The 20,542-nt window shown below is 50.1% G+C and carries 36 protein-coding genes; 22 read left to right on the plus strand and 14 right to left on the minus strand.

Translation table 11 applies throughout. The annotated features are described in order from the left end of the window. The 11 genes from CSQ88_RS05160 to CSQ88_RS05205 all read right to left on the minus strand — a co-directional run bounded on the left by CSQ88_RS05160 (window position 1) and on the right by CSQ88_RS05205 (window position 5,175). Window positions 1-312: a hypothetical protein gene (locus CSQ88_RS05160; RefSeq protein WP_099397035.1), complete on the minus strand. Its 312-nt coding sequence runs from the start codon at window positions 310-312 to the stop codon at window positions 1-3. Then, the gene (locus tag CSQ88_RS05165; RefSeq protein ID WP_099397036.1) at window positions 305-640 is read right to left on the minus strand and encodes a hypothetical protein; all 336 of its coding nucleotides are present in this window, start codon (window positions 638-640) and stop codon (window positions 305-307) included. Before CSQ88_RS05165 ends, CSQ88_RS05160 begins: the two co-directional genes overlap by 8 nt. After that, a complete protein-coding gene (locus tag CSQ88_RS22915) occupies window positions 624-761 on the minus strand; it encodes a hypothetical protein (protein ID WP_180273532.1) in 138 nt (45 codons plus the stop codon). Before CSQ88_RS22915 ends, CSQ88_RS05165 begins: the two co-directional genes overlap by 17 nt. Beyond that, window positions 758-1,342, minus strand: a complete 585-nt coding sequence (locus CSQ88_RS05170; RefSeq protein WP_099397037.1) for a hypothetical protein — start codon at window positions 1,340-1,342, stop codon at window positions 758-760. Before CSQ88_RS05170 ends, CSQ88_RS22915 begins: the two co-directional genes overlap by 4 nt. Further along, window positions 1,332-1,556, minus strand: coding sequence for a hypothetical protein (locus tag CSQ88_RS05175; RefSeq protein WP_099397038.1), 225 nt, complete (start codon window positions 1,554-1,556; stop codon window positions 1,332-1,334). Before CSQ88_RS05175 ends, CSQ88_RS05170 begins: the two co-directional genes overlap by 11 nt. Further along, window positions 1,543-2,082 carry an N-acetylmuramoyl-L-alanine amidase gene (locus tag CSQ88_RS05180; protein WP_099397039.1) on the minus strand — a complete coding sequence of 180 codons (540 nt, stop codon included), beginning with the start codon at window positions 2,080-2,082 and terminating at the stop codon, window positions 1,543-1,545. Before CSQ88_RS05180 ends, CSQ88_RS05175 begins: the two co-directional genes overlap by 14 nt. An 86-nt stretch (window positions 2,083-2,168) precedes the next feature. Further along, on the minus strand, window positions 2,169-2,750 hold the full coding sequence (locus CSQ88_RS05185; RefSeq protein ID WP_099397040.1) for a hypothetical protein: 582 nt from the start codon (window positions 2,748-2,750) through the stop codon (window positions 2,169-2,171). A 46-nt stretch (window positions 2,751-2,796) separates the two neighbouring features. Further along, a complete protein-coding gene (locus CSQ88_RS05190; RefSeq protein WP_143449418.1) occupies window positions 2,797-2,961 on the minus strand; it encodes an XRE family transcriptional regulator in 165 nt (54 codons plus the stop codon). 370 nt (window positions 2,962-3,331) lie between these two features. Then, window positions 3,332-4,039 carry a thermonuclease family protein gene (locus CSQ88_RS05195; RefSeq protein WP_180273533.1) on the minus strand — a complete coding sequence of 236 codons (708 nt, stop codon included), beginning with the start codon at window positions 4,037-4,039 and terminating at the stop codon, window positions 3,332-3,334. A gap of 119 nt (window positions 4,040-4,158) precedes the next feature. After that, window positions 4,159-4,779: a hypothetical protein gene (locus CSQ88_RS05200; RefSeq protein ID WP_099397043.1), complete on the minus strand. Its 621-nt coding sequence runs from the start codon at window positions 4,777-4,779 to the stop codon at window positions 4,159-4,161. Between the two features lie 3 nt (window positions 4,780-4,782). Next, on the minus strand, window positions 4,783-5,175 hold the full coding sequence (locus tag CSQ88_RS05205) for a helix-turn-helix domain-containing protein (protein WP_180273534.1): 393 nt from the start codon (window positions 5,173-5,175) through the stop codon (window positions 4,783-4,785). Window positions 5,176-5,299: 124 nt separating this feature from the next. On the opposite strand from CSQ88_RS05205, the gene CSQ88_RS05210 reads away from it, so the two are divergent. Together CSQ88_RS05210 and CSQ88_RS22920 are read left to right on the plus strand one after the other, a co-directional pair. Continuing rightward, window positions 5,300-5,491: a DNA-binding protein gene (locus tag CSQ88_RS05210; RefSeq protein WP_099397045.1), complete on the plus strand. Its 192-nt coding sequence runs from the start codon at window positions 5,300-5,302 to the stop codon at window positions 5,489-5,491. A 5-nt stretch (window positions 5,492-5,496) separates the two neighbouring features. Beyond that, window positions 5,497-5,667, plus strand: coding sequence for a hypothetical protein (locus CSQ88_RS22920; protein ID WP_180273535.1), 171 nt, complete (start codon window positions 5,497-5,499; stop codon window positions 5,665-5,667). Window positions 5,668-5,713: 46 nt separating this feature from the next. Here CSQ88_RS22920 and CSQ88_RS05220 read toward each other — a convergent pair whose 3' ends face one another. Further along, a complete protein-coding gene (locus CSQ88_RS05220; protein WP_099397047.1) occupies window positions 5,714-5,959 on the minus strand; it encodes a hypothetical protein in 246 nt (81 codons plus the stop codon). Between the two features lie 113 nt (window positions 5,960-6,072). Between CSQ88_RS05220 and CSQ88_RS05225 the strand changes: the two genes are divergently transcribed. The 17 genes from CSQ88_RS05225 to CSQ88_RS05305 all read left to right on the plus strand — a co-directional run bounded on the left by CSQ88_RS05225 (window position 6,073) and on the right by CSQ88_RS05305 (window position 16,590). Further along, window positions 6,073-6,546, plus strand: coding sequence for a hypothetical protein (locus tag CSQ88_RS05225; protein WP_099397048.1), 474 nt, complete (start codon window positions 6,073-6,075; stop codon window positions 6,544-6,546). After that, window positions 6,543-6,845 carry a helix-turn-helix domain-containing protein gene (locus CSQ88_RS05230; RefSeq protein ID WP_099397049.1) on the plus strand — a complete coding sequence of 101 codons (303 nt, stop codon included), beginning with the start codon at window positions 6,543-6,545 and terminating at the stop codon, window positions 6,843-6,845. The genes CSQ88_RS05225 and CSQ88_RS05230 overlap by 4 nt, the downstream gene beginning before the upstream one ends. 11 nt (window positions 6,846-6,856) lie before the next feature. After that, on the plus strand, window positions 6,857-7,765 hold the full coding sequence (locus CSQ88_RS05235) for a DUF3102 domain-containing protein (protein WP_099397050.1): 909 nt from the start codon (window positions 6,857-6,859) through the stop codon (window positions 7,763-7,765). 3 nt (window positions 7,766-7,768) lie between these two features. Beyond that, window positions 7,769-9,553 carry a DDE-type integrase/transposase/recombinase gene (locus CSQ88_RS05240; protein WP_099397051.1) on the plus strand — a complete coding sequence of 595 codons (1,785 nt, stop codon included), beginning with the start codon at window positions 7,769-7,771 and terminating at the stop codon, window positions 9,551-9,553. A gap of 13 nt (window positions 9,554-9,566) precedes the next feature. Beyond that, window positions 9,567-10,787 carry an ExeA family protein gene (locus CSQ88_RS05245; RefSeq protein ID WP_099397052.1) on the plus strand — a complete coding sequence of 407 codons (1,221 nt, stop codon included), beginning with the start codon at window positions 9,567-9,569 and terminating at the stop codon, window positions 10,785-10,787. 1 nt (window position 10,788) lies between these two features. Next, window positions 10,789-11,112 carry a hypothetical protein gene (locus CSQ88_RS05250; protein WP_099397053.1) on the plus strand — a complete coding sequence of 108 codons (324 nt, stop codon included), beginning with the start codon at window positions 10,789-10,791 and terminating at the stop codon, window positions 11,110-11,112. Next, complete coding sequence (locus CSQ88_RS05255) at window positions 11,109-11,387, plus strand: hypothetical protein (RefSeq protein ID WP_099397054.1); 279 nt, start codon at window positions 11,109-11,111, stop codon at window positions 11,385-11,387. The genes CSQ88_RS05250 and CSQ88_RS05255 overlap by 4 nt, the downstream gene beginning before the upstream one ends. After that, on the plus strand, window positions 11,369-11,722 hold the full coding sequence (locus CSQ88_RS05260) for a hypothetical protein (RefSeq protein ID WP_099397055.1): 354 nt from the start codon (window positions 11,369-11,371) through the stop codon (window positions 11,720-11,722). Before CSQ88_RS05255 ends, CSQ88_RS05260 begins: the two co-directional genes overlap by 19 nt. Then, window positions 11,719-12,330: a DUF3164 family protein gene (locus CSQ88_RS05265; protein WP_099397056.1), complete on the plus strand. Its 612-nt coding sequence runs from the start codon at window positions 11,719-11,721 to the stop codon at window positions 12,328-12,330. Before CSQ88_RS05260 ends, CSQ88_RS05265 begins: the two co-directional genes overlap by 4 nt. Window position 12,331: 1 nt before the next feature. Then, complete coding sequence (locus tag CSQ88_RS05270) at window positions 12,332-12,595, plus strand: hypothetical protein (RefSeq protein WP_099397057.1); 264 nt, start codon at window positions 12,332-12,334, stop codon at window positions 12,593-12,595. A 39-nt stretch (window positions 12,596-12,634) separates the two neighbouring features. After that, window positions 12,635-12,934, plus strand: coding sequence for a hypothetical protein (locus CSQ88_RS05275; RefSeq protein WP_099397058.1), 300 nt, complete (start codon window positions 12,635-12,637; stop codon window positions 12,932-12,934). Between the two features lies 1 nt (window position 12,935). Then, window positions 12,936-13,118 carry a hypothetical protein gene (locus CSQ88_RS05280; RefSeq protein WP_099397059.1) on the plus strand — a complete coding sequence of 61 codons (183 nt, stop codon included), beginning with the start codon at window positions 12,936-12,938 and terminating at the stop codon, window positions 13,116-13,118. A gap of 41 nt (window positions 13,119-13,159) precedes the next feature. Beyond that, the gene (locus tag CSQ88_RS05285; protein ID WP_099397060.1) at window positions 13,160-13,450 is read left to right on the plus strand and encodes an HU family DNA-binding protein; all 291 of its coding nucleotides are present in this window, start codon (window positions 13,160-13,162) and stop codon (window positions 13,448-13,450) included. Window positions 13,451-13,519: 69 nt separating this feature from the next. Continuing rightward, a complete protein-coding gene (locus CSQ88_RS05290) occupies window positions 13,520-14,104 on the plus strand; it encodes a gp16 family protein (protein WP_099397061.1) in 585 nt (194 codons plus the stop codon). Then, window positions 14,101-14,493, plus strand: a complete 393-nt coding sequence (locus CSQ88_RS05295; protein WP_257212471.1) for a Mor transcription activator family protein — start codon at window positions 14,101-14,103, stop codon at window positions 14,491-14,493. The genes CSQ88_RS05290 and CSQ88_RS05295 overlap by 4 nt, the downstream gene beginning before the upstream one ends. 3 nt (window positions 14,494-14,496) lie before the next feature. Further along, entirely contained in the window at window positions 14,497-14,829 is a 333-nt protein-coding gene (locus CSQ88_RS05300) for a phage protein Gp27 family protein (RefSeq protein ID WP_099397062.1), read from the plus strand. A gap of 519 nt (window positions 14,830-15,348) precedes the next feature. Beyond that, on the plus strand, window positions 15,349-16,590 hold the full coding sequence (locus CSQ88_RS05305) for a HAMP domain-containing sensor histidine kinase (protein WP_099397063.1): 1,242 nt from the start codon (window positions 15,349-15,351) through the stop codon (window positions 16,588-16,590). Window positions 16,591-16,910: 320 nt separating this feature from the next. Here CSQ88_RS05305 and CSQ88_RS05315 read toward each other — a convergent pair whose 3' ends face one another. Both CSQ88_RS05315 and CSQ88_RS05320 read right to left on the minus strand, forming a co-directional pair. Beyond that, complete coding sequence (locus CSQ88_RS05315) at window positions 16,911-17,399, minus strand: GNAT family N-acetyltransferase (protein WP_257212474.1); 489 nt, start codon at window positions 17,397-17,399, stop codon at window positions 16,911-16,913. A 3-nt stretch (window positions 17,400-17,402) separates the two neighbouring features. After that, window positions 17,403-18,182 carry an ABC transporter substrate-binding protein gene (locus CSQ88_RS05320; protein ID WP_099397065.1) on the minus strand — a complete coding sequence of 260 codons (780 nt, stop codon included), beginning with the start codon at window positions 18,180-18,182 and terminating at the stop codon, window positions 17,403-17,405. A gap of 126 nt (window positions 18,183-18,308) precedes the next feature. Between CSQ88_RS05320 and CSQ88_RS05325 the strand changes: the two genes are divergently transcribed. The 3 genes from CSQ88_RS05325 to CSQ88_RS05335 all read left to right on the plus strand — a co-directional run bounded on the left by CSQ88_RS05325 (window position 18,309) and on the right by CSQ88_RS05335 (window position 20,534). Next, window positions 18,309-18,842, plus strand: a complete 534-nt coding sequence (locus tag CSQ88_RS05325) for a chorismate lyase (RefSeq protein WP_099397066.1) — start codon at window positions 18,309-18,311, stop codon at window positions 18,840-18,842. A gap of 74 nt (window positions 18,843-18,916) precedes the next feature. After that, complete coding sequence (gene ubiA / locus CSQ88_RS05330) at window positions 18,917-19,795, plus strand: 4-hydroxybenzoate octaprenyltransferase (protein WP_099397083.1); 879 nt, start codon at window positions 18,917-18,919, stop codon at window positions 19,793-19,795. A gap of 64 nt (window positions 19,796-19,859) precedes the next feature. After that, window positions 19,860-20,534 carry a hypothetical protein gene (locus CSQ88_RS05335; RefSeq protein WP_099397067.1) on the plus strand — a complete coding sequence of 225 codons (675 nt, stop codon included), beginning with the start codon at window positions 19,860-19,862 and terminating at the stop codon, window positions 20,532-20,534. The last annotated feature ends 8 nt before the right edge of the window (window positions 20,535-20,542 follow it).

The following is a 20,542-nucleotide window of genomic DNA, read 5'->3' on the forward strand; positions in this document are numbered from 1 at the left end:
TTATGAACTCCAGTATTTAACGGGCCGGGCAATGCCTGGCTCGCACTCAATGGTGTATTCGGCGATATCGACCCCGCAGCGAGTCAAGTCTGCAAACCATGTGCCGCTCGGCTCTTTTCGCAGCTCTACAAGCTGGCGATCGCTCAGATAATCCAGCTCGCGGCGGACTTCCAGAGCAGTGGCATCGGGATAGATTGCCCGCATCACCTCCAGCAAAAACTGTTCATTGCTGGTGTGAGGGCGCGCTTTATCCAGTGTGTTGATGAGATTCCAGCGCATGGATTCGCGGCGGATTTTGACGAGATCAGTCATTGCGGGTGCTCCTTAATTGAGTGACTTCCAGCTTGGAATACAGCGCATCCAGCTTGGCCTCCAATACGCTCTGGCCCCGGATGTAGTCCTCACGCCGCACATATTGAATAGGCAACTCGGCCAGATGTTTCAGCCAATCGCGTTCTAACCTGTTGAAATCCTCATCACGTTTAACAAGTGAGGTTTCAATCTGCGTGAAACGAGAGGATTGCCGTTCTTCAAATTGTTTAAAAAGCGCTTTCAATAGAGCAATCAGCATCCCTGAAAAAAACACAAACACAGCGGACCCCATGCTCAGTGCCTGCCAGAACTCAATATTGATATTCATGAGTAAATCCCGCCTCTTGGTTGTGCTGCGTAGCCCAGTACAGCATCGCTAAAAAACGGTGCTGGCGATGGGCCATAAAGTGCTGCCAGCGATACCACTGCAACACATGCGCGTTTTTCATTGCTGCTCATGCCAGTTAATCAGCTGATTAAGCTGCGCCTCTATGGTGCTGCAGCGCAGCGCGTTGTCGATATGATTGGTCAGGATGTCGGGCTGGGTAACGCCACTGGCGAGGAGGCAATCAGCGGAATCGCAGGCACTGGCCGCGTCAGTAAGACTCGCGGTGGTTTGTTGATCACTGGCGGCGGGCACGCCAAGGGCGCTGTTCCACAGGCGGACAAAGCCAGTAGTAAACACAGCAGCAGGCAGCGGCACAGGGGCCGCGCTGGGCGAGGCTTTATAGATAGTGGTAACACGGCTCACACTCCTTGAAAGCTGCACACGGGCCTCACTCAGCTGTGCGCGGGTTTGATCCAGCTCGGTGGCAAGTTTTTCGCCAAATGCCTGCGCCTGTTGCTGCTGCTCCAGCATGCGGTTTGCTCCGGCCAGCCGATCAAGCAAGGCCTGGTCTCGCTGCTCAGCAAACTCAGCATCAGCGCGGGATGAAGCCCAGCTCCAGCCACCAGCCCCGCCCAGTGCCAGCCCAGCGGCAAACAGGCCGCCCATTAGTAAAAGTTTGGAGAGGATAGAATCAGGAAGCATCAGAGCCTCCTTTGCGGCTGGCCAGCCAGTGCCGGGCTACGGCATAGCCGCCAACCACTCCCAAATAAACCAGCCAGCCATCGCTGGTTAGCGTGCCCGCCCAGCCTTGCTTAATAAACACGGCGGTTGAGGCCGCACACGCTACATTGGCCCACAGCTTGCTGTGGCTTAAGCGGTTGGTCTGCGGGTTGGTAATCAGATCAGAGAGCTGCATTCTCGCCTCCAATTACATGAGATAGCAGCGGCTGCATGCCATTCATACGCCAATCCACCACGCAAAAGCCGGGGCAGGTTTTGCTGTATTCATTGGGGGAGATTTTGCCGTCGCCGTTCAGATCAGGCGATAAATCGCGGTGGCCAACCACCTTTGCAGCGGGGTATTTCTGCTGCAAAGATTTAACCAGGCTATGTAGTGCCTCCCACTGGCGGGGAGTAAACGCATCCGTACCCACCATGCAAATGCCGAGGGAGTTGGCATTGTGCCCAGCCACATGAGCGCCAATTTCATCAATATTGCGGCCAGTTTCTAATGTGCCATTGCAGTCAATGACCCAGTGATAGCCAATAGCAGAAAGGATGGGGTTAAAGGCATCACGGGCAGCGGCGCTGCGTTTAAAGCCCCGGTTGCTGTGCCATACATCAATGATTTCAACGGCGCTCTTGCCCCGGCCATTACCTAAGCTTCGGCCATTGTGGCTGGCTGAGCAGTGAATCACGATCAGATTAATAGTGCGGGACATTTGCCGCCTCCAAAACGAAACATGCCGCTATTTTCAGCGGCATGCGGGAGGAGGTCTTTTAATGCTGTTTAAGGTATAGCCATTGATTACTTCTTACAGTGATTTGGCTTGGGCATTTCTATTGTTTTTCCAGTTGTTTTATCTAGGCTCAAAACAGTTAAGCAATCTACTCCCCCAAACTTCTGAATCATTTCCTTGTTATGTGCGGCGGTCTGTTGCGCAAACATTGCATCTGTAGTTGCAAGGTTTTTCTGGCAGTTTTTTAAATCGGTTTTATATTGTTTTCGTGGAGAAATAACGAATTTTTCATCAAGCTGATCTGACGCATATTTTTGCTGTGTAATTGCGTATGACTGAGCTGATGTTAATAAATTACGGCAGCTAACAAACTTCTCAGCATCAGGTTGATCCGTAAATATGGGAGGCCAGCTATTTAGCAACGAGCGATATTTTTCAGAACGAAAAATATGAGTCATTGCCTCCTCATTCAGCACCGCATTGTCGCCCAAAGGTTTTTTGTATGTGTTTATATAATCAAATGAATTCTTAGCTAGCGCCCTTGCTTCAGCAAGAGAAAGTTTATGAGCATCAGTGGCAAGGGCGCTGGCCGATGCAGCGAGCAACAAAACAGTAAATATATAGCCACATGATTTTGGATCTTTACTCATAGCAAGCTCCTTCTAACATAATGACACCGGCAAACTAGCTAATAGATTAAAGCGGTTCAATCCCCGCAGCTAATGCAGCACAGGCCAGCGATGTGCGCCGGTCTATCTCTACTGGTCGGTTATCTCTAAAACGAGCGCCTCTTTCCCACTCTTGGTATGCAGTTAGCCTGACGCCCATAGCGTCTGCGGCTTGCTGCTGTGTGTAGCGCATTGTCTCAACACGCCATAATTTTAGTTGTTCATGAGTCATTGTTTATTTAACAACTTTAAGGTCTTTCTTTGTAAAAGAATTTTCAGCAGAAAAGCTTACTCCGCTATCCAGCCAAGAGTCTAATTTTGACCAATACTCATGGGAGGCAATCACCTTATCCCAAATGTCATCAATGTTTTGAAAAATAGTTCCAACGCAAAATTTGTGGATACCTTTCGCATCTCTAACATCCCCCCAGCCCCTGGGGGTTTTAATTTTTAAGGATATTTTTTCTAATGGTTTAATGTATGTAGTTATAATAGAATTACTTGATTATCAAGTAAAGAGGATTTACTTGATTTACGAATAAAGCCGATGGATGGCAACGCGCTTACCTACACAGTTTTTCACATGGCACACCGTCACGATCCCCATCAATAGTCTGCACCCCGCAGTGTTGCAAATAAAATTTAGCCTCTTCACACGACGACATCTCTTTGCAATAACGTTTAGAACCGCAGCTAAAACTTGATCCTGAAGTGGAAGTACTCAGCACACTGGAAGTCTCAAGGGATTTTGTACCATCAGCTTTAGTACCGTGACGCCAGTCCCAAGGAGCAGTGGGGCTAATGTCAGACCAGAGGCCGAGGCGAGAAGCTTTGGCCTTGCTCTCCGCATCTCGATAAGCCATGTCATGCCCATACTGAACATAGAACCAGGCCATGCCTCGCTTTACTTGTTCAAGATTCGCATCAAGATTACCCACCAGAATTTTGCCAACTGTTCTTCCGTATTTGTCTTTTGTTTCAACTTCAACACTTACGTTTTTTCCGTAGATCAGCTCTGATAATGATTGTTTTGATTTTTCACCAAACGCCTGAGCTTTTTCTGGGGCGTCTATTTGGCCAAGCCGGATTTTTACAGGCTGGTGAGCCGATGTTAGTAATGTTGCGGTATCTCCATCACTGATACCAATAATTTGCCCTGTGAGGGTTTCCGCGTGTAAAGGAAAAGAGATAAATGCAAATAGAAGAGTATGAAGGAAACTTTTTAGTATTTCTTTTTCACTCAATTTAAAAAATAGATTAGCTTGCATCATCGACATTTTCCTCAATTGAAACCCGGTATGCTTTTTTGGCAGAACTGCGTGTAGATTTAACTACAGGTGCATTAACCCATTGAGCAAGATTATTGACTATTCGATTCGCTAACCTGGCATTAAACTCTAGCCCAAGCTAACAATGGCCCAACCCAACCCATGTACCAAGCAAATATGAAAAAGCTCGCAGTCAAGGCACATATCAATAGTTGTTTCCAATAACCAATCTTTTCATCTATTTCTTCACATGCTGAGCAAGGCTGATCAGCTCGTTTTTTTTGCCAGGCAACTTGTTTTTTTAATGTTTCAATCTTTTCACTCAGCTCACGCCTACTACCCACTAAATCCAGAGTCATCTGCTCCTGAAGTTCAGAATCACGTCGAGCTTGGCCTAACCCTTCTTCTAACCCCTGAATACAGGCGAATTGTTGCTCTTGTTTTTTTAACTCTTGGGCTAGTCTTTTTTGGATAACCTCAGCAACCCTTTGCAGGGTAGCGATTTGGTCTAACTGAAGGTTTTTAAATAGAGTGATGCCGTAAAGTGTCTGACTAATTTTTTCTACTTCTTCTTTGCAATGCCAATCAGTGCAAATCTTCATCAGTTTTGAAACTGCATGATTGATTAACTCCTGCTCTTTGCTAATGACCTTGCCGTGGTAATGATGAATATGAACTGTCGAACCCGATTCAGCATTAACCGCAGCACCTATATCACCATGGACTTCAATTTTTTCACCCATCGCTTATTTATGTCCCTTGCGCATATCAATAGTGAAGTTGCTGGCTGTCTCTACGTTTTGACCTACTGAACCATGTACTACAAATTTACTGGTTTCCCCGCCCAGCGCAAATGCCAGCATGCGCTTTCTCGTTTTCTCGTCCATGGCCCGAAATTCATTCAGTAATAACAGCTCATCCGCAGCAAGGGCGGACTGTGAGTGAGTGCCTGTGACAATGTATTGAATATCAACTCCCATCTTAGCAATGGCCTCTAGCATCACGGCACTTGGCGCACTAATGCCAGCCTCGTAATTACAGTAAGTGCGCTTAGCCACTCCTCCCAATGCAGCCATTTGGTCTTGATTAAAACCTAAGCGCTTACGCTCTTCTTCTAGGCGCAAACTTATTTGCAACATTTTGCAATATTCCTTTTGCATCTTGCAGAATTCTGCAATATGATAAACACATCAAACGCACAACATCATTCACACAAGACGCATCGCCATGCGGCCTGTGGAAAATCCCAAAGGAGCCAATGCTATGACCCCTGCTCAAATCAAATCAAAGTTCCGTCGTGAAGGAAAAACCTTCACTGAATGGGCGGCCCAACACGGCTACACCCGTAATCAAGTTTATCGCGTGCTCAACGGTACTGATAAAGCGCATTACGGCAAAGCACATGATATTGCCGTGAAACTGGGCATGAAGTCCGTTGAAGCAATCGAGGCATGATCATTATGGAAACGCTCGCTCTTTCATGCGCTGCTCAACAGCCACCTAATGTATTAGTCGCCACCTTGTCTGCAGCATGCTTAGCACATCAGCTGGATCGGGTTGCAATTGCCCGCAAGCAAGCCGCCGAGCCTTTTGCAAAGCCCATTAATGCAGACCGCTCAGATAAACGCTAGGAGCTAATCATGGATGCTACCCAATATTGCCAATACGGTTTTCCAATTAATGCGCTGCTGTTTGGCGAGTGGCCCGCGCTTCATCCAGTTGATTGCACAGCCAGCGCAAAGACTCCCGCGCCTCTGTGTTCAGATCGGGGCGACCTGGCCAGCGGCGCTGTAGTAAAGAACGCTGCAGACCTGCCGAATCAAAGCCCGATTCCACTTCTAACGCGGCTACCAATGTTAACCAGGCATGAGCCATAGCATTGATTTGGGCCTCAACTTTTACCAAACGATTTGCATCAGACATAGCCGTTTTTCCCGTTAGTGATTATGCCCCTTTAGTTTCGCGTATGGAAATTAGTTTGCATAGGGCGAAAGTTTTTATTTGTTTAGAAGACAGCTGACCAAAGGTTTCTAAAAATGCCGCGCAATTGGAACTCCATTCAGCCCAGATCATTGATAGAAGCGCTGAGGCTCGCAAAAGACTACGCGCGGGAGAGGCACAACCTATCCGTGGAGCGGCTGGCAGACCTACTGGGGGTGACGCATGACTGTCTTTATAAGTGGTTAGCAACAGGCAGGTTTCCTGCCAATTTGATCCCCGCTTATGAGAATGCGTGCCGCTGTCATTTTGTAAGCCGCTGGCTGGTTTCTTCAGCTGGAAAACTGGTGATTGATATGCCAAGGGGCAATCGCGCTAGTGCTAAAGACATTCAAAACCTGCAGGCAGTACTCACCGAAGCAGTAGGGCAAATCCTGCGGTTTGCTGATGAAAAAAGTGATGCCGAAAAAACGCTGGCGGCAATCCAGCGGGGGTTGGAAAGCATGGCGTGGCACAAGCTGAATATTCAAAAACACAGCCAGCCAGAGCTGGCACTGGGAGATGAAGAATGAGCAAAACCCAAGCTAGCGGCAAAGGCAGCCGGGTGTTGCAGGTACTTAAAGCACTGCGCGGCCACACGATCACCGGCCTATCGAATAAGGATTTGGCTGATGCATTAGGTTGCAGCCCCGCCACCATCACCCGTGATATGGCGGATTTAATTGATGCAGGGTTGGCTGTAAAGCTGGAAAACGGGCGATTTGCCCACTCGGTTCAAATGCTGCAGATCGCACAGGCCCATGCAGAACATGTGGCCAAATTACAAAGCCGAATTATTGAAATTAACTGCCGCATCGCGGCTGGTGCTTAAGGAGATTGACGATGGGACGCGCAAAACAACCAACAAGCGAAGTAATTGATTTACCTGAATTGCCGGTTGAGCATGGGCTAAATCAGCAGCAAATGAGCACGCTCACGCAGGAGATTAGCGCTCAGTTTGGTGATGGGCAGATTTATGACCGCATCCGTGTTGTGAATGAGGCTCGGTTTTATATGGCCCAAAGCGCTGAAGCGATGCTGGAGGCAGGCAAGCGCCTGATTGTGCTGAAAGAGAACGAACCTCATGGCGAGTTTGAATCCATCGTCCGTGAGCAGCTGGGCCTCCCTGAGCGCACCGCCCGTTTAATGATGCAAGCAACGATTAAATACACCTCTCCCTCTCTGGATTCAAAACGGCAAGCGCTTGCCGTTTTGGGAAAAACCAAGCTCTTTGAATTAATGACCGAAGATGATGATGAATTAGTAGCACTTGCTGAGGGAGGCACTGTTGCGGGGCTAAAACTTGACGCCATTGACCGCATGACCACGCGTGAATTAAAGCGGGCCTTACGTGAAGGCAGTGAGAACTATAAGTCACTCAGCCAGCTGCAAGCCAATACCAATGCTGAGCGCGACCAACTTAAGCTTGATTTAGCCAAGCGCGAAAAACTGATTGCTGAAATGGACCCGATTGATGTGGGTGATGAACTCAGAGTTGAAGTGAGTAAAAAAGTCTCTGCAGCCGAAATAGCACTGCGCTCATTAAAAAAACCGTTTGCCGCATTAGCTGAGCACACCGAACAGCATGGGTTTATGCATGACGATTTTATGGCGGGGCTATTGGGGCAATTGCAATTTGCACTCAACCAGCTGCGCGGTGAATTCAGTATTAAAGAAGCCCCGGATGGTGAGGTGATGCCCGCCTGGATGAGAGAAGAAGCCCCGCTGCCCACCGCGCCGGAAGAGGCTTAAGCCATGAGCGCCGTCCTTATCGAACGCATTGTTGCTGTGGCTCAGGCGGCCCGCCTTGCCGGGCATGGCGGCAAAGGCGCGATTTATCAAACGGCCTGCCGCGAGTTATGTCTGTCCCCCGGCACGCTGGCCAGAAAGCTGAAGGAGGTGTCTGTGACTGAGCCACGTAAACAGCGCAACGATGCGGGGCAAAGTCAGCTGGGCAGAGATGAGGCCATGATCATTTCGGCGTTGTTGATGGAATCCACCCGTAAAAATGGCAAGCGTTTGTATTCGGTGGCAGATGCGGTGGAAACACTCAGAGCGAATGCCATGATTCGGGCGGAATGTGTTGATAAAGCGTCGGGGGAAGTCAGGCTCTTATCGACCTCAAGCATTTCACGGGCACTGCGTACTTATGGCTTGCACCCTGATCAGTTGCTGGCCCCTGCGCCGGTCACAGAGCTAGCCAGCCTGCACCCTAATCATGTTTGGCAAATCGATGCCAGCCTGTGCGTGTTGTATTACCTGAAGCCGTCAATTGATCTGAATGCAAACGGGCTGCGGGTGATGGATCACGCGGAGTTTTATAAAAACAAGCCTAAAAACGTAGCGCGGATTGCGGCGGATCGGGTGTGGAGTTATGAGATCACCGAACACTGCAGCGGCTGGATTTATGTGGAATACGTGATGGGGGCAGAGTCGGGTGAAAACCTCTGCTCGGTACTGATTAATGCCATGCAGGAGCGTGGCGGTGCAGACCTGCTGCACGGGGTGCCAAAGATCCTGAATCTGGACCCCGGCTCGGCCAATACGGCATCCATGACTAAAAATCTGTGTCGGGCGCTGGGCATTCAGATGGTGGTGCATAAGGCTGGCAGTGCCCGCGCCACGGGCCAAGTCGAAAACGCCCGCAATATTATCGAACGTAAGCTGGAGCCGGGTTTGAAGTTTCAGCCGGTGGCTAATTTGGATGAGTTGAATGCGCTGGCTAAGAAATGGCGTGCGCATTTTAACGCCACCGCCGTGCATAGCCGCCACGGCAAGACGCGCAATCAATTGTGGATGACGATTTTAGCCAGCCAGCTGATTAAAGCGCCCTCGGTTGAGGTATGCCGGGAACTGGCGGTGGCCGAGCCAGAAAGCCGCAAGGTGTCACCTAAGCTGCGCGTGTCATTCCAAGGGCGTGAGTTTGATGTGTCCAGCGTGCCGGATGTGATGGTGGGCGAAAAACTGATGATCACCCGCAACCCCTGGCGCAGTGATGCGGCGCAGGTGGTGTTGGTGAATGAGGACGGCATGGAGGTCTTCCACATTGTGCCTGAGGTGGTGAAAAACGAATACGGTTTCGCGGACACAGCGGCGACGTTTGGTGAGTTCAAATCCCACGCCGAAACACCGGCACAACGGGCGGTCAAACAGATTGAGCAGCTGGTTACGGGTACCGATTCGCAGGCCGATGCAGAAGTGGCCCGTAAAGCCAAGGCGCTGCCCTTTGGTGGCCAGCTTGATCCTTATAAACACATTGATGATGCCGAGCTGCCGACCTATCTACCTCGCCGTGGTACCGAGCATGAACTCACTGCGCCGGTGCTTGAGTTTCCTCCGCTTTCGCATATTGAAGCCGCCAAATTGCTCAAAGCCGCTGTTGAAAATGCCGGTGGGGCGTGGTCAGGTGAGCGTTTCCAATGGTTGGTACAGCGCTATCCAGCGGGCGTGCCTCAAGAACAAATCGAAGCAATCGCCGCTGAGCTGATTAGCCCTGCTGCGGACAAAAAAACACCGCTGCGCATCGTTAAAGCAGCCTGATCAGGAGCCTGAAATGTTGAGATTAAAAGGCGTTTTGCACTCTTTATTAATAAAGCAATGTGATTTGGCTACCGCGATTGGTGTTTCAGATGCGGGTGTAGCGCAAATCATTAACCACAATGATTGGCCCAAACAGAGAAGTACAGACGAATTAAAAGCCGCCATTTTGGCATTTTTAGCGGAGCACGGCGCTGCAGTGGCGCAAACGCAGTATGTATTTGAAGTAGAACCGACCCCTACAGCGTTTAAAGGGATTCGGGTTAATAACGACCAGATTCAAAACGCGCGGATTCACCATTCAAAAACTGCAATCAACGAGGATGACGTCATGCTGCTAAGAAAACAAACCTTGCATCAAGCCACCCGCAAGCATTTTGGGCTGTTTCGAGATCCGTTTGCGGATGAGGCGGTGCAGTCGCACGAGGATATGTATATCAGCCCCGATGTGCGCTATGTGCGCGAAGCGATGTTTCAGACCGCGAAACACGGGGGAATGATGGCGGTAGTGGCTGAATCTGGCGCGGGCAAAACCACGCTGATGCGTGATTTGCAAGACCGTATTCTGCGTGAAAACCTGCCGATCATGATTATCCGCCCCTATGTTTTGGCTATGGAGGGAAATGATCGCAGCGGTAAAACGCTGAAAGCCTCCGATATCGTTGAGGCGATTAAAAGCGCGGTGGCCCCGCTGCAAAGAAATCGGGTTAATCCAGAGGCGCGGTTTAAGCAGCTGCACACGGCGCTGTGCGACAGCCACCAGGCAGGGTACAGCCACTGCCTGATTATTGACGAAGCCCACTCTCTGCCAATTGCCACGCTGAAGCACTTAAAGCGATTTTTTGAGCTGGAAATGGGTTTCAAAAAGCTGCTGAGCATCATCTTGGTGGGCCAGCCAGAGTTAAAAGCGAAGTTATCCGAGCGCAATTCGGAGGTGCGCGAAGTGGTGCAACGCTGCGAAGTGGTGGAGCTGCTGCCACTGGATGGGGCAAGGCTGGATGATTATCTGAAATTCAAATTTCAACGCATGAATAAACCGGTGGCCGAGGTGATTGATGCAAGCGGTATTGAGGCGCTACGGGGCAAGCTGACGCTGGCCAGCAACCGATCCGGTCGAAATGAATCAGTTTCTCTGTTGTACCCGCTGGCAGTAGGCAACCTGCTGACTGCGTGTATGAATCTGGCGGCGCAGCTGGGTGCGCCGGTTGTTACTGCTGATGTAGTGAAGGGGGTGTGAGATGGGAATCGCAATGCATGCTGTGGATCTGCAGCGCCCAGGGCTGGCCAAAGCAATGAAAGTTGCTGAAAACGTAACCATGTCGTTACGCGCCATCGATTGGCTGATTCGCAAGGGTTTGTCTGTGGCCCTGCAAGGCAGCAAGGATGAGCTAACTGGAAAACCGTTTGTGCTTATTGAATACGCCCACGGTTACTGCTCCAAATTTAAAGCGGATTTTGCTGCCGAGCGTGTGCGCTGCGTGTGCAATCACACGGGGACGTTTGAGGTGTGGCAGTTTGAAATGAATGGCTGCTTAATCCAATGGCTGGAGGTGAAATCATGAGCGCTACTGTATTGAAGCCCGAAGTACTAAACCGCGAAAACGAGGCACTGCGCCGCTTGCGTGGGTTTGGAGTGCCAGTACTGCGGGTGATCCCCAGCTCGCAAGTGGTACCCGCTGACGATGCAATCACGCTGGAGATTGACGCGCATTTTCGCAAGGCGCTGCGGAATGTGATGCTCAGCGGCATGCAGGTGCGCGATGTGGAGGGTGTGCGTGTTTGCGTGCAAGCCACGCAAATGTATGGCGTGCATATTTTATGGCGCGAAGCGGCGTGATACGCGATCTGGACGAGGCCACCCGTGCTGAGCTGGCGGGCAAGGTAGATAAGTTGGTGCTGGGCGGGATGGATCGTTTATTTGCTCGCCGCAAGGTTTGGAATGATTACCAGGCCGAGCTGGTGACGATCGCGGCGGGGGTGGCAGGCATCGACGAACGCCCGCCGCCTGACTTACCACCGGCACGGGAAAAGGGAAAAACGTATCAGCCTAAAAGCTGGTATATCCCCCGCCCGGACAGTGGCCAGGATTTTTTTACCCCGGAGCGCATGCAGAAATCGCGCAGCGAGCTGGAAAAACTGAAGAAGCGTCTAAAAGTTGGAGTGAAATCATGAAGCCTGAAGATTTTATGGAAGATGCTAAGGGACGCCAGGTCCCCGTGGCCAGCATCAAAGAGATCGATATCGAGCGCGACAAGTTGGTTAAGGAGATCGTGGGTAAAGCCAAAGAAATGCGCGATTTATTGCGTAAATTTAAACTGGATTTGATGGGCGATGTGGAGGCGTTTTGCGATCTGAGTTTTGAGCGCTACAACGCTCCCATCGGCGGTAAAAAAGGCAATGTGACGCTGACCACGTTTAACGGCCAGTACAAAGTTGTGCGCGCCATGCATGACGTGCTGACATTCGATGAGGGGCTGCAGGCGGCGAAGGCGCTGATTGATGAGTGCGTGAATAGCTGGTCAGAAGGGGCAAACCCGAATATCCGCGTGCTGGTGAATGACGCTTTTCAGGTGGATAAGGAAGGCAAGATCAGCGCAGGCCGTGTGCTGGGCCTGCGCCGCCTGCAGATGGTGGATAGCACGGGCAAGTGGGAGCTGGCGATGCTGGCCCTGGGCGAGAGCCTGCGCGTGCAAGGGACTGTGCCCTATATCCGGGTGTATGAGCGGGTGGGGAAAGAAGGCAAATATGAAGCCATTTCGCTTGATGTGGCGGGGGTGTGAGATGAGAGAAGCTGATATTGATGATGTTGATTTCTTGCCGGTAGCTGAGGCTTTGATTGATTGGCACAAAGAGCGCATTAATCGTTTAAATCTGATTGTTAACAGCGCTAACGATATGAAAATCGTGCTTCAAAATGATGAAAATGACGAAAATTCGCTGACCTTAGAGGGAAGAGATGCCGCTATTTATAAGGCAGGTGTGCTGTTATGCCTCAGCCTTTTTGAAAACTTCCCTCTCAAAATAGTAGAAACGCTTGTGCATTGAACTTAATCAACCAATTAACTTGATTTTGTGGGGTATCAAATGAGTGTAATTACAAACCTTGATCAGCTTCAGCGACTACATGCTAAGGCCAGAGTTTCAAAGGTGGGTAGTAAGTGCTGGATTGATTTTTCTACCGCGATGTTAGATAGCTTTCCCAAGCTATATGAAACAGCAAAGGCGATGAATCAACAGCAAAGTGCCATTAAAGAGGCAATACACAATATATCGGTAGTTGCAGCCAAACATGGGGAAACGCTCAGTCAAGAAATGCGGCATGTCATAGAGATCAGCCAGAACCTATGCCATTCACCAAATACAGTCGATATTGCTGAGGTGTGAGATGAGTTCTAAATCCACAATCAAGATTTCACGCCAAAAACGTGGCACGACCCTGCGTTTAACCGGCAGCGCTGCCCAGAATTTTTTTGATGCGCTGACTAAGAGTTTAGCTGATGAGGATATGCCTGAGAGCAATGTAACTGCTCCAAATAAATCCACTGAAGCTGAATCAAACCCCGACTAATTAAGAACCATTTTTCCAAAGCTCAAAAGGAGCAAAGCAGCATGTTTAAAGCAGATTTAATCAATCAATTAACAGAAAAAATGAAACTTCAAGGCCGCGAAGTGAGCAAAACCCATGCTGAGGCGTTTCTCAGTGCATTGGGTGAGGTCACGCAAGAGGCACTGGCCAAGGGCGATGATGTGACTCTGCCTGGGCTGGGCAAGTTATCCCTGGCTGAGCGTGCCGAACGCGAGGGCCGTAATCCTCGCACAGGTGAAACCATCACGATTGCTGCAAGCCGCTCTGCCAAATTTAGCGTAAGCAAGGATCTAAAAACCGCTGTTAACCGCTAATTCCCAGCGTACAGCGTCTCTATATATATAAGGACGCTGTGCGAAGTGAATTTACTAAGGAATCTGATCATGGCAAGCAACGCTCATTTAGCTCAAATCCACATTGCAAAAAAACAATTGGCAATGGATGACGAAACATACCGCGCGATGTTGAAAGAGATTGCGGGTGTTGAATCAGCCAAAAATTTAAGCGTCCCGAAGGCTCTGGCTGTGCTGGCCCATTTAAAGCGTCGAGGTTTCAAAGTGACATCTGCAAAGGCAGGTTCAAACCGACCATTGGACCAGGAAGAAACCAGCAAAAAAATCCGGGCGTTGTGGTTGTTTTTGCATGAGTTGGGCGGAGTTAGAAATCCTTCCGAAGCGGCGCTATGTGCCTATGTGAAACGCATTACCGGCGTTGAAGCACTGCAGTGGATAAATTACCGGCAGGCAGAAACGCTGATTGAATCACTCAAAAAATGGGCGATGCGTTTCTTGCCCGCAGTGGTTGCAAGGCTAGTTTTGGAAATGGGCGCAATAACCTGCAGTGATGATGTTCAGCAAAAGTTAAATAAGTTGCTCTATCAAGTTGAAAACCGAGGCACATTCGATCCAATGCATGCCGCGTGGGAATTAATGACGGATCAGTTGAATCATGCAAAGGAAAAATCATGAGCATGGATAAAAGTTTCCGCAGCAAAGGCCCGGAGTTGCTGGTCGATCTGACCGACAATATTGCAGCGGCACTCATTGAGCTGGCGAGTTTGGATATTGAGAAAGCTGCACAGCTCGCAAGCGAGATAGCAGACCGAATGGCGGCGCATTGGGGTGGGCAAAATATCTACTTCCCAATGGGGCTATCGGTAAAGCTCTCAAAACGAGATCAGCGCATTTATGATGAATTTAATGGCACCAACCACAGCGAACTGGCTCGTAAATTTGGCGTATCGCTGCAGTGGATCTATAAAATCGTCAAAACAGTTCGGCTGGAGGAGATCGCCCGCAGGCAGAAGGATCTGTTTGATGATGACGGCGATGATGATGAAGAAGTTGAGGAGGTGTAAAAAATGGGTAGGTCGTCTTCAATTCATCACAAACTACCTTTGCCGATTTTAGAGCAATTGCATAATCGGCTTATTGGCACACAATTTGGCCAATACGAAGATCACGTCACGTGGCTTTCTGAACAAGGCTTTGATGTTTCTAAGTCTGCTCTACATAGATATGCAGTAACATACGAAGCTAAAATTCGCTGCAATCAAGAATCTGATGATGAGCCATCTGCAATTGAGGCAAGATTGCGTTGCTTGGAAGTTGCCTCTAAACTTGGCTCTTCTGACAGCTCAAAAGCCCTAATTAAGAACGCAGAAGAGCTTTTGAAGTGGCTGTATTCACGTTAGCGCAAAATTTCACCTATTGAAATGCAATTGCAGGAAGCTTCCCAATTGGTGGTGCAACTTCCCAACAAGTCCCACATTTATCGTGCACACCCCTGTGGATTTATCTCACACCCCCTCAATTTTGAGTATTTTAAAAATGAGCAATCTGGATTCATGTCGCAGCTAGTAGCACGGGGCTTAAACCTCCCCTTGAAACACGCCGGAGCGAGGAACAAGCGGGGCGGGGTTTCGGCCAGAGGCAGCGAGGCACGAGCGAGTCTCGCCTGCCGCCGACTCGATTGTCCGCGGCGCAGGGGCCTTCGTGTTTTGCTGTTGTCGCTTGGCTTCGTTTCTTGGCGAAGCAAGAAAGGAAGGCCCCGCGGTGGCTACCGCTCCAAAAATCAACGTGCCGAAGGCACTAAAAAGATCTTTTTGACTTTGCTTAGCGCCAATGCGAGGTAAAACCCGAGTATTTTTCAGCGCTGCTCGGCGGGTTGCACCCGCCCTACATCAAATATCACCCTGCTAAAAGGACTCCTCGTGCGGCATAAGCTTTACTGGCAGATTTACTTTACCGTTGTCGGCAGCCTGGTGTTATTTGCACTTCTGGCGGGGCTGCTTTATCAATGGCATGACGATCAGCCGCCCAGACGATTAATCCACGGCACGGCTAATTTGCTGGCTGCGGCGCTTCCGCCTGCTGACCGGCCTGTCAGCGAGCAAGCCGCCGCTTTTACCCTGCTGACTCAGGAATTCGATATTCCCATCAGCCTCTATGCTGCCGGCGGGCAAATCATTGCCAGCGTGGGCGAGCCTTTGGACCTCGTGCAGGGTAAGCCGCGTATTTTTCAATTACGCCTGCCTGATCAGCGCCTGATTCTGGTCGGCCGTCCGCCGCATAGGGAAAAAAGCCCCGGCTTACTGGCAGGTTTTGCCATGCTGGCGCTGGCCATAGCTATTGCGGCCATCCCCCTGACACGCAAGCTGACCCGCCGCCTGGAAGCGCTCGCCAATCAGCTGGATGCCTTAGGTGAAGGGGATTTTTCTGTGCGTTTACCCGTGCATGGCAAAGACGAAGTATCGCGGCTGTCGATGCGCTTTAACCGCGCCGCCGGGCAAATTGCCGAGCTGCTGAGCGCACATAAAAACCTGCTGGCCCATGCCTCACACGAATTACGCTCGCCGCTGGCCCGCCTGCAAATGGCCGCCACCCTGCTGGGCGATCATGCCCCTGCCCATTTACAGAAAGAGCTGAGCCAGAATATCAGCGAGCTCAATGAGCTGGTCGAAGAAATCCTGCTGATGAGCCGCCTTGATGCGCGGCCGGAAAGCCTGCAAACCCAGCGTATTGATTTACTTGAGCTGTGCCAGATAGAAGCCGCGCCCTACCAGGCCAGCGTAAAGGGGGCGGAGACCGAAATCGAAGCTGATCCGCGCCTCTTAAAACGCCTGATCCGCAATCTCTTAGAAAACGCCAGACGCTATGGCGCAGCGCCATTCAGCATCCGCATTGATTCCGGCGCGGATGGCGTACTGCTTTATATTTGTGATCAGGGCCCAGGCATTGCAGCGGCCGCGCAGCCCCATATCTTCGAGCCCTTTTACCGCACGCCAGGCACGCCCGAAGGCAAAGGCGGCCACGGACTGGGGCTGGCGCTGGTGAAACGCATCGCCGAACATCATGGCGGGGACGTTGAATATCAAACGCCTGCTGAAGGAGGAAGTTGTTTTAAGGTAAGTTTGAAGCGACAGTCTCAGGCAATGTTAAAATATGAGAATTAAAATCGTCCCATTTTAAGTGAGCAGGAGCCTGAAATTTTGAAAAATAATCACCAGCGTATCCTGCCACTTCTCTATTTTATTTTTTCATTAATAAGTCTTTGCTTCAGCGTTGCTGCTTTCTCACTTTCTGCAATAGCGTATTCATATTCTGTAAGTGAAAAACATGAATTTTTGAGCGTTTGCTCAAATTCAAATATGTCTGACTGCACCGAAATCAACTGGCCCGACTCTTTATTGCTTGGTTTATTTTTCCTGTTGATGGGGCTAATTTTTTTAAAACGCTCCAAACGCAGTAAATAAATTAAATCAGCCCTTGCATACTATTCCGCCAACCACTGATACATCACCAGCGTGTCTACAAAACCCAGCTGCTTATGCCGGTAAGCTTTAGGTACCCTGCCAATCACTTCAAAACCCAGCTTTTGCCACAGCGCCACGGCCACGGTATTGCTTGAAACCACGGCATTAAACTGCATGGCTTTAAAACCCAGCACTAAGGCCCGCTGTTTAGAATGCAGGCACAGTGCTTTGGCCACGCCTTTGCCTCTGGCTGCGTCTGCCACCATATAGCCGCAATTGCTAACATGTGCGCCCGGGCCGCTGGCATTGGCTTTAATGAAATAAGAGCCAAGCACCACGCCATCATCCAGCGCCGCATAGGTTTCGGCAGGCAGGGTGCACCACAGATCAAAGGCCTGCTGCTCAGTTAAGCCGGGGTCAAATGCATAGGTTTCTTCTGCCTGAATAATTGCAGAAAATACGGGCCAGAAGCGGGTGAATAATTCGGGGGTCATTGCAACAATATTCATTCATTATTTCTCGCGTAAATAAACAGGAATGCGTTTTTTTAAAAACTTATCACGCTCATCGCCTATTTTTTTCCAGATACACGTTGCCAGACTAGGGTGCTCTGCATAAAAAGATTTACTAAAAATTAAAAAATAATCTTTTGTACTGATATTCGGCTCTAAGCGCCTTATTTTTAATTTTTTATGCTGCTCTAAAAAAGCATCACCCACATTTTGCTGGGTTGCATAGGCATCAATACGGCCGGCATTTAATTTGGCGAAGTTATTTTCAACACTGAGCGCGGCTTCAAAAGGAATATTAAACCGCTCCAGATCTTTAACAACCGACCACCCCATATTGGCACCCACTTTACCCTTTAAACCCGTCAGGCTCTTCCCGTCCCAAGCCAGCTTTGATGTCTGATTTACAAAAAAAGCGTAACTCAGCGTGGTTAAACGCTGGCTGTGATCAGGCAATTCATCGCGCATAGGATAAACAGCAAAGGCAGCACGCTCGCCGGTATAAGAGAGCATAAGCACGCCCTGAATCAAATTACTTTTTAAACTATTCAGTAATCGCAAAGGCGGATAACGCTCGATATCCGGCACGATACCGCAGTGCGTTGCTGCAGCACGAACCTGTTCAATTGCAATCCCTGGTAAAGGCTGTAATTGCAGGCTGTCGCCCATAATATAAGGAGGGGATGACTGCTGATTCACCCCGATACGCAGCGTAATCTCTTGCGCGGCAGCCACCGGCAAAAACACTAAAAAATTGATTCCCAAAAACTTTACTTTATTCATTTTTCCAGCTTAGCAGCAAAGCGTTAAAACTCCCGCTGCTCATCCCATCAAACTAATAAATATGCCAGCACACAAGCAAGCTGACACTGCTTATAATCTAGCCTCTGTTCACCCTGGCGCATTTTTATGTCTTTGCCGCATTACTGGCGCACTCCTCTTTGTCTTGCCCCCCGCCCTCTGCACCCATGGCTTACCGAACGCGGTTCTCTGACTGCCATGCTGATGGCGCATTTTCCTAACATTACTGTCCAGGTGCTGTTTCAGGGCTGGCAAAAAGCCCATCAGGATGAAACAGATATACTAAGCCCCAAAAGCCACATCGCCTGCCGCGAAGTGCTGCTGCAAAGCGGGCAAACGCCACTGGTTTACGCCCATAGCATCACCAGCGCATCAGCTTTACGCAAGGGATTTCATTTATTTGGCCGCACCGGCAGCCGCCCATTAGGCGCTTTACTCTTTGCTGACCCCACCATCCGCCGCTCCGGCCTGAGCTGGTGTTGCATTGATCAGCGCCATCCGCTCTGGCAAAAAGCCCATGCCGCAGTGGGCAAATTACCGCAAAGGCTATGGGCAAGGCGCTCGGTCTTTTACGCAGGACACGACAAACTACTGGTGACCGAAGTCTTTCTGCCTACCCTTTGCCAATACACCCTTGCCTGAAAAACCATGGCAGGCTTGTGCCGCCATTCACCTTGACGCCAGCGCTTTACGGCAGCAAAGTAAGCGCATATTTTATGAAGCTGACACACCCTATGCTATCCCGTCTTCCTGCTTTCGCCCGCCTGATGCGTATCGACAAACCCATCGGCACTTTATTACTGCTCTGGCCTACCTTATGGGGGCTGTGGTTTGCCAGCAATGGCCATCCGGACCCTGTGCTGTTGCTGATTTTTTGCCTTGGCACATTTTTAATGCGCGCCGCAGGCTGTGTCATTAACGATTATTGTGACCGTGATTTTGATGGCCATGTCGCGCGTACCCATGCCCGGCCCTTAGTCTCTGGCGAAGTGCGCCCCAAAGAAGCGCTCCTTCTCGCCGCAGGGCTGGCAGCCACCGCATTTTTACTGGTACTGCCTTTAAACAGGCTGACACTACTGCTTTCTGTCCCCGCCGTATTTCTGGCAGGGTCTTACCCGCTGACCAAACGCTTTCTGGCCCTGCCGCAAGCCTATTTAGGCATCGCCTTTGGCTTTGGCATCCCCATGGCCTTTGCCGCGCAAACCGGCAGCGTGCCTGCATTTGCATGGATCTTACTGCTGGCCAATATTTTATGGACCATCGCATATGATACCGAATACGCCATGGTTGACCGGCCCGACGATTTAAAAATCGGCATCAAAACCTCTGCCATCACCTTTGGCCGCTTTGATGTGATTGCGGTGATGCTCTGCTTTACAGGCTTTATTGCCCTGATGGTATGGCTGGGGCTGCAAAGCCAGCGCGGCCTGATTTACTTTATCTCGCTGCTGATTGCCAGCGGCCTGATCGCACAGCAATACAGCCAGATCATGGCCCGCGAACCCGCCGCTTGCTTTAAAGCTTTTCTAAGTAATAACCGGGTGGGCGCGGTGATTTTTATGGGTCTGGTTTTAGATTATGGGCTTAGCCACTGATTTCATGGAAAGTAGCGGTCTGCTCTTCACCCGATGAGCCCCTCTGCCGACGGAGACCACCCGAATGAAAAAGATCATCACCGCCCTGCTGCTTGCCTGCCTGAGCACGGCTGCTTTTGCAGAAGTGAAAAATACAAAAAACCTGCCCGGCCATTATTATCTGCAAGGCATACGTGAAGTAGGCTCTGAATTATTACTTGGCAAGGATGGTAAATTTCAGTGGATGACAAGCTATGGCGGCTTCGATCAATTTGCCCATGGCTCATGGCATCAGGAAAAAGATAAAGTGATACTGGTATCCAGCCCGCAGGCTGAGAACCCGGCATTTCGCTTATTCAGCGATGAAGAAATGCGGGTTAATAAGCCAGCAGAAGCAGGAACATGGGTAGCCATCACGGGCGTGCCCGGGCTGGGGCCCATTCCTGGGATTGAAGTCAGATTTGAAAGTAAATCTGGCAAAATATCAGACGCCATCACAGATAAAAATGGTGATGCCATTATTGAGATGCCCGAAAGTGAAGAGTGGGCCAGAGCAGCACTTCGCAAAGGCAAAAGCGCCTGGCAATGGTTTGATATCCCTGCAGAGCGCCGTCAGGAAAGACTGGCCGCTTTTGCCAGCCTGGACAGAAACCAGGCAAGGCCGGTACCATTTGAAAAGCTGCCACTGCAAATAGAAGAAGACGGCTTACGTATTGTTGATGACAGCGTTCCGGCGCGGCTTATTTACGTCAAACAATAACCCGCTTA

The sequence above is a fragment of the Iodobacter sp. BJB302 genome (assembly GCF_002735645.1).
Lineage (GTDB): Bacteria > Pseudomonadota > Gammaproteobacteria > Burkholderiales > Chitinibacteraceae > Iodobacter.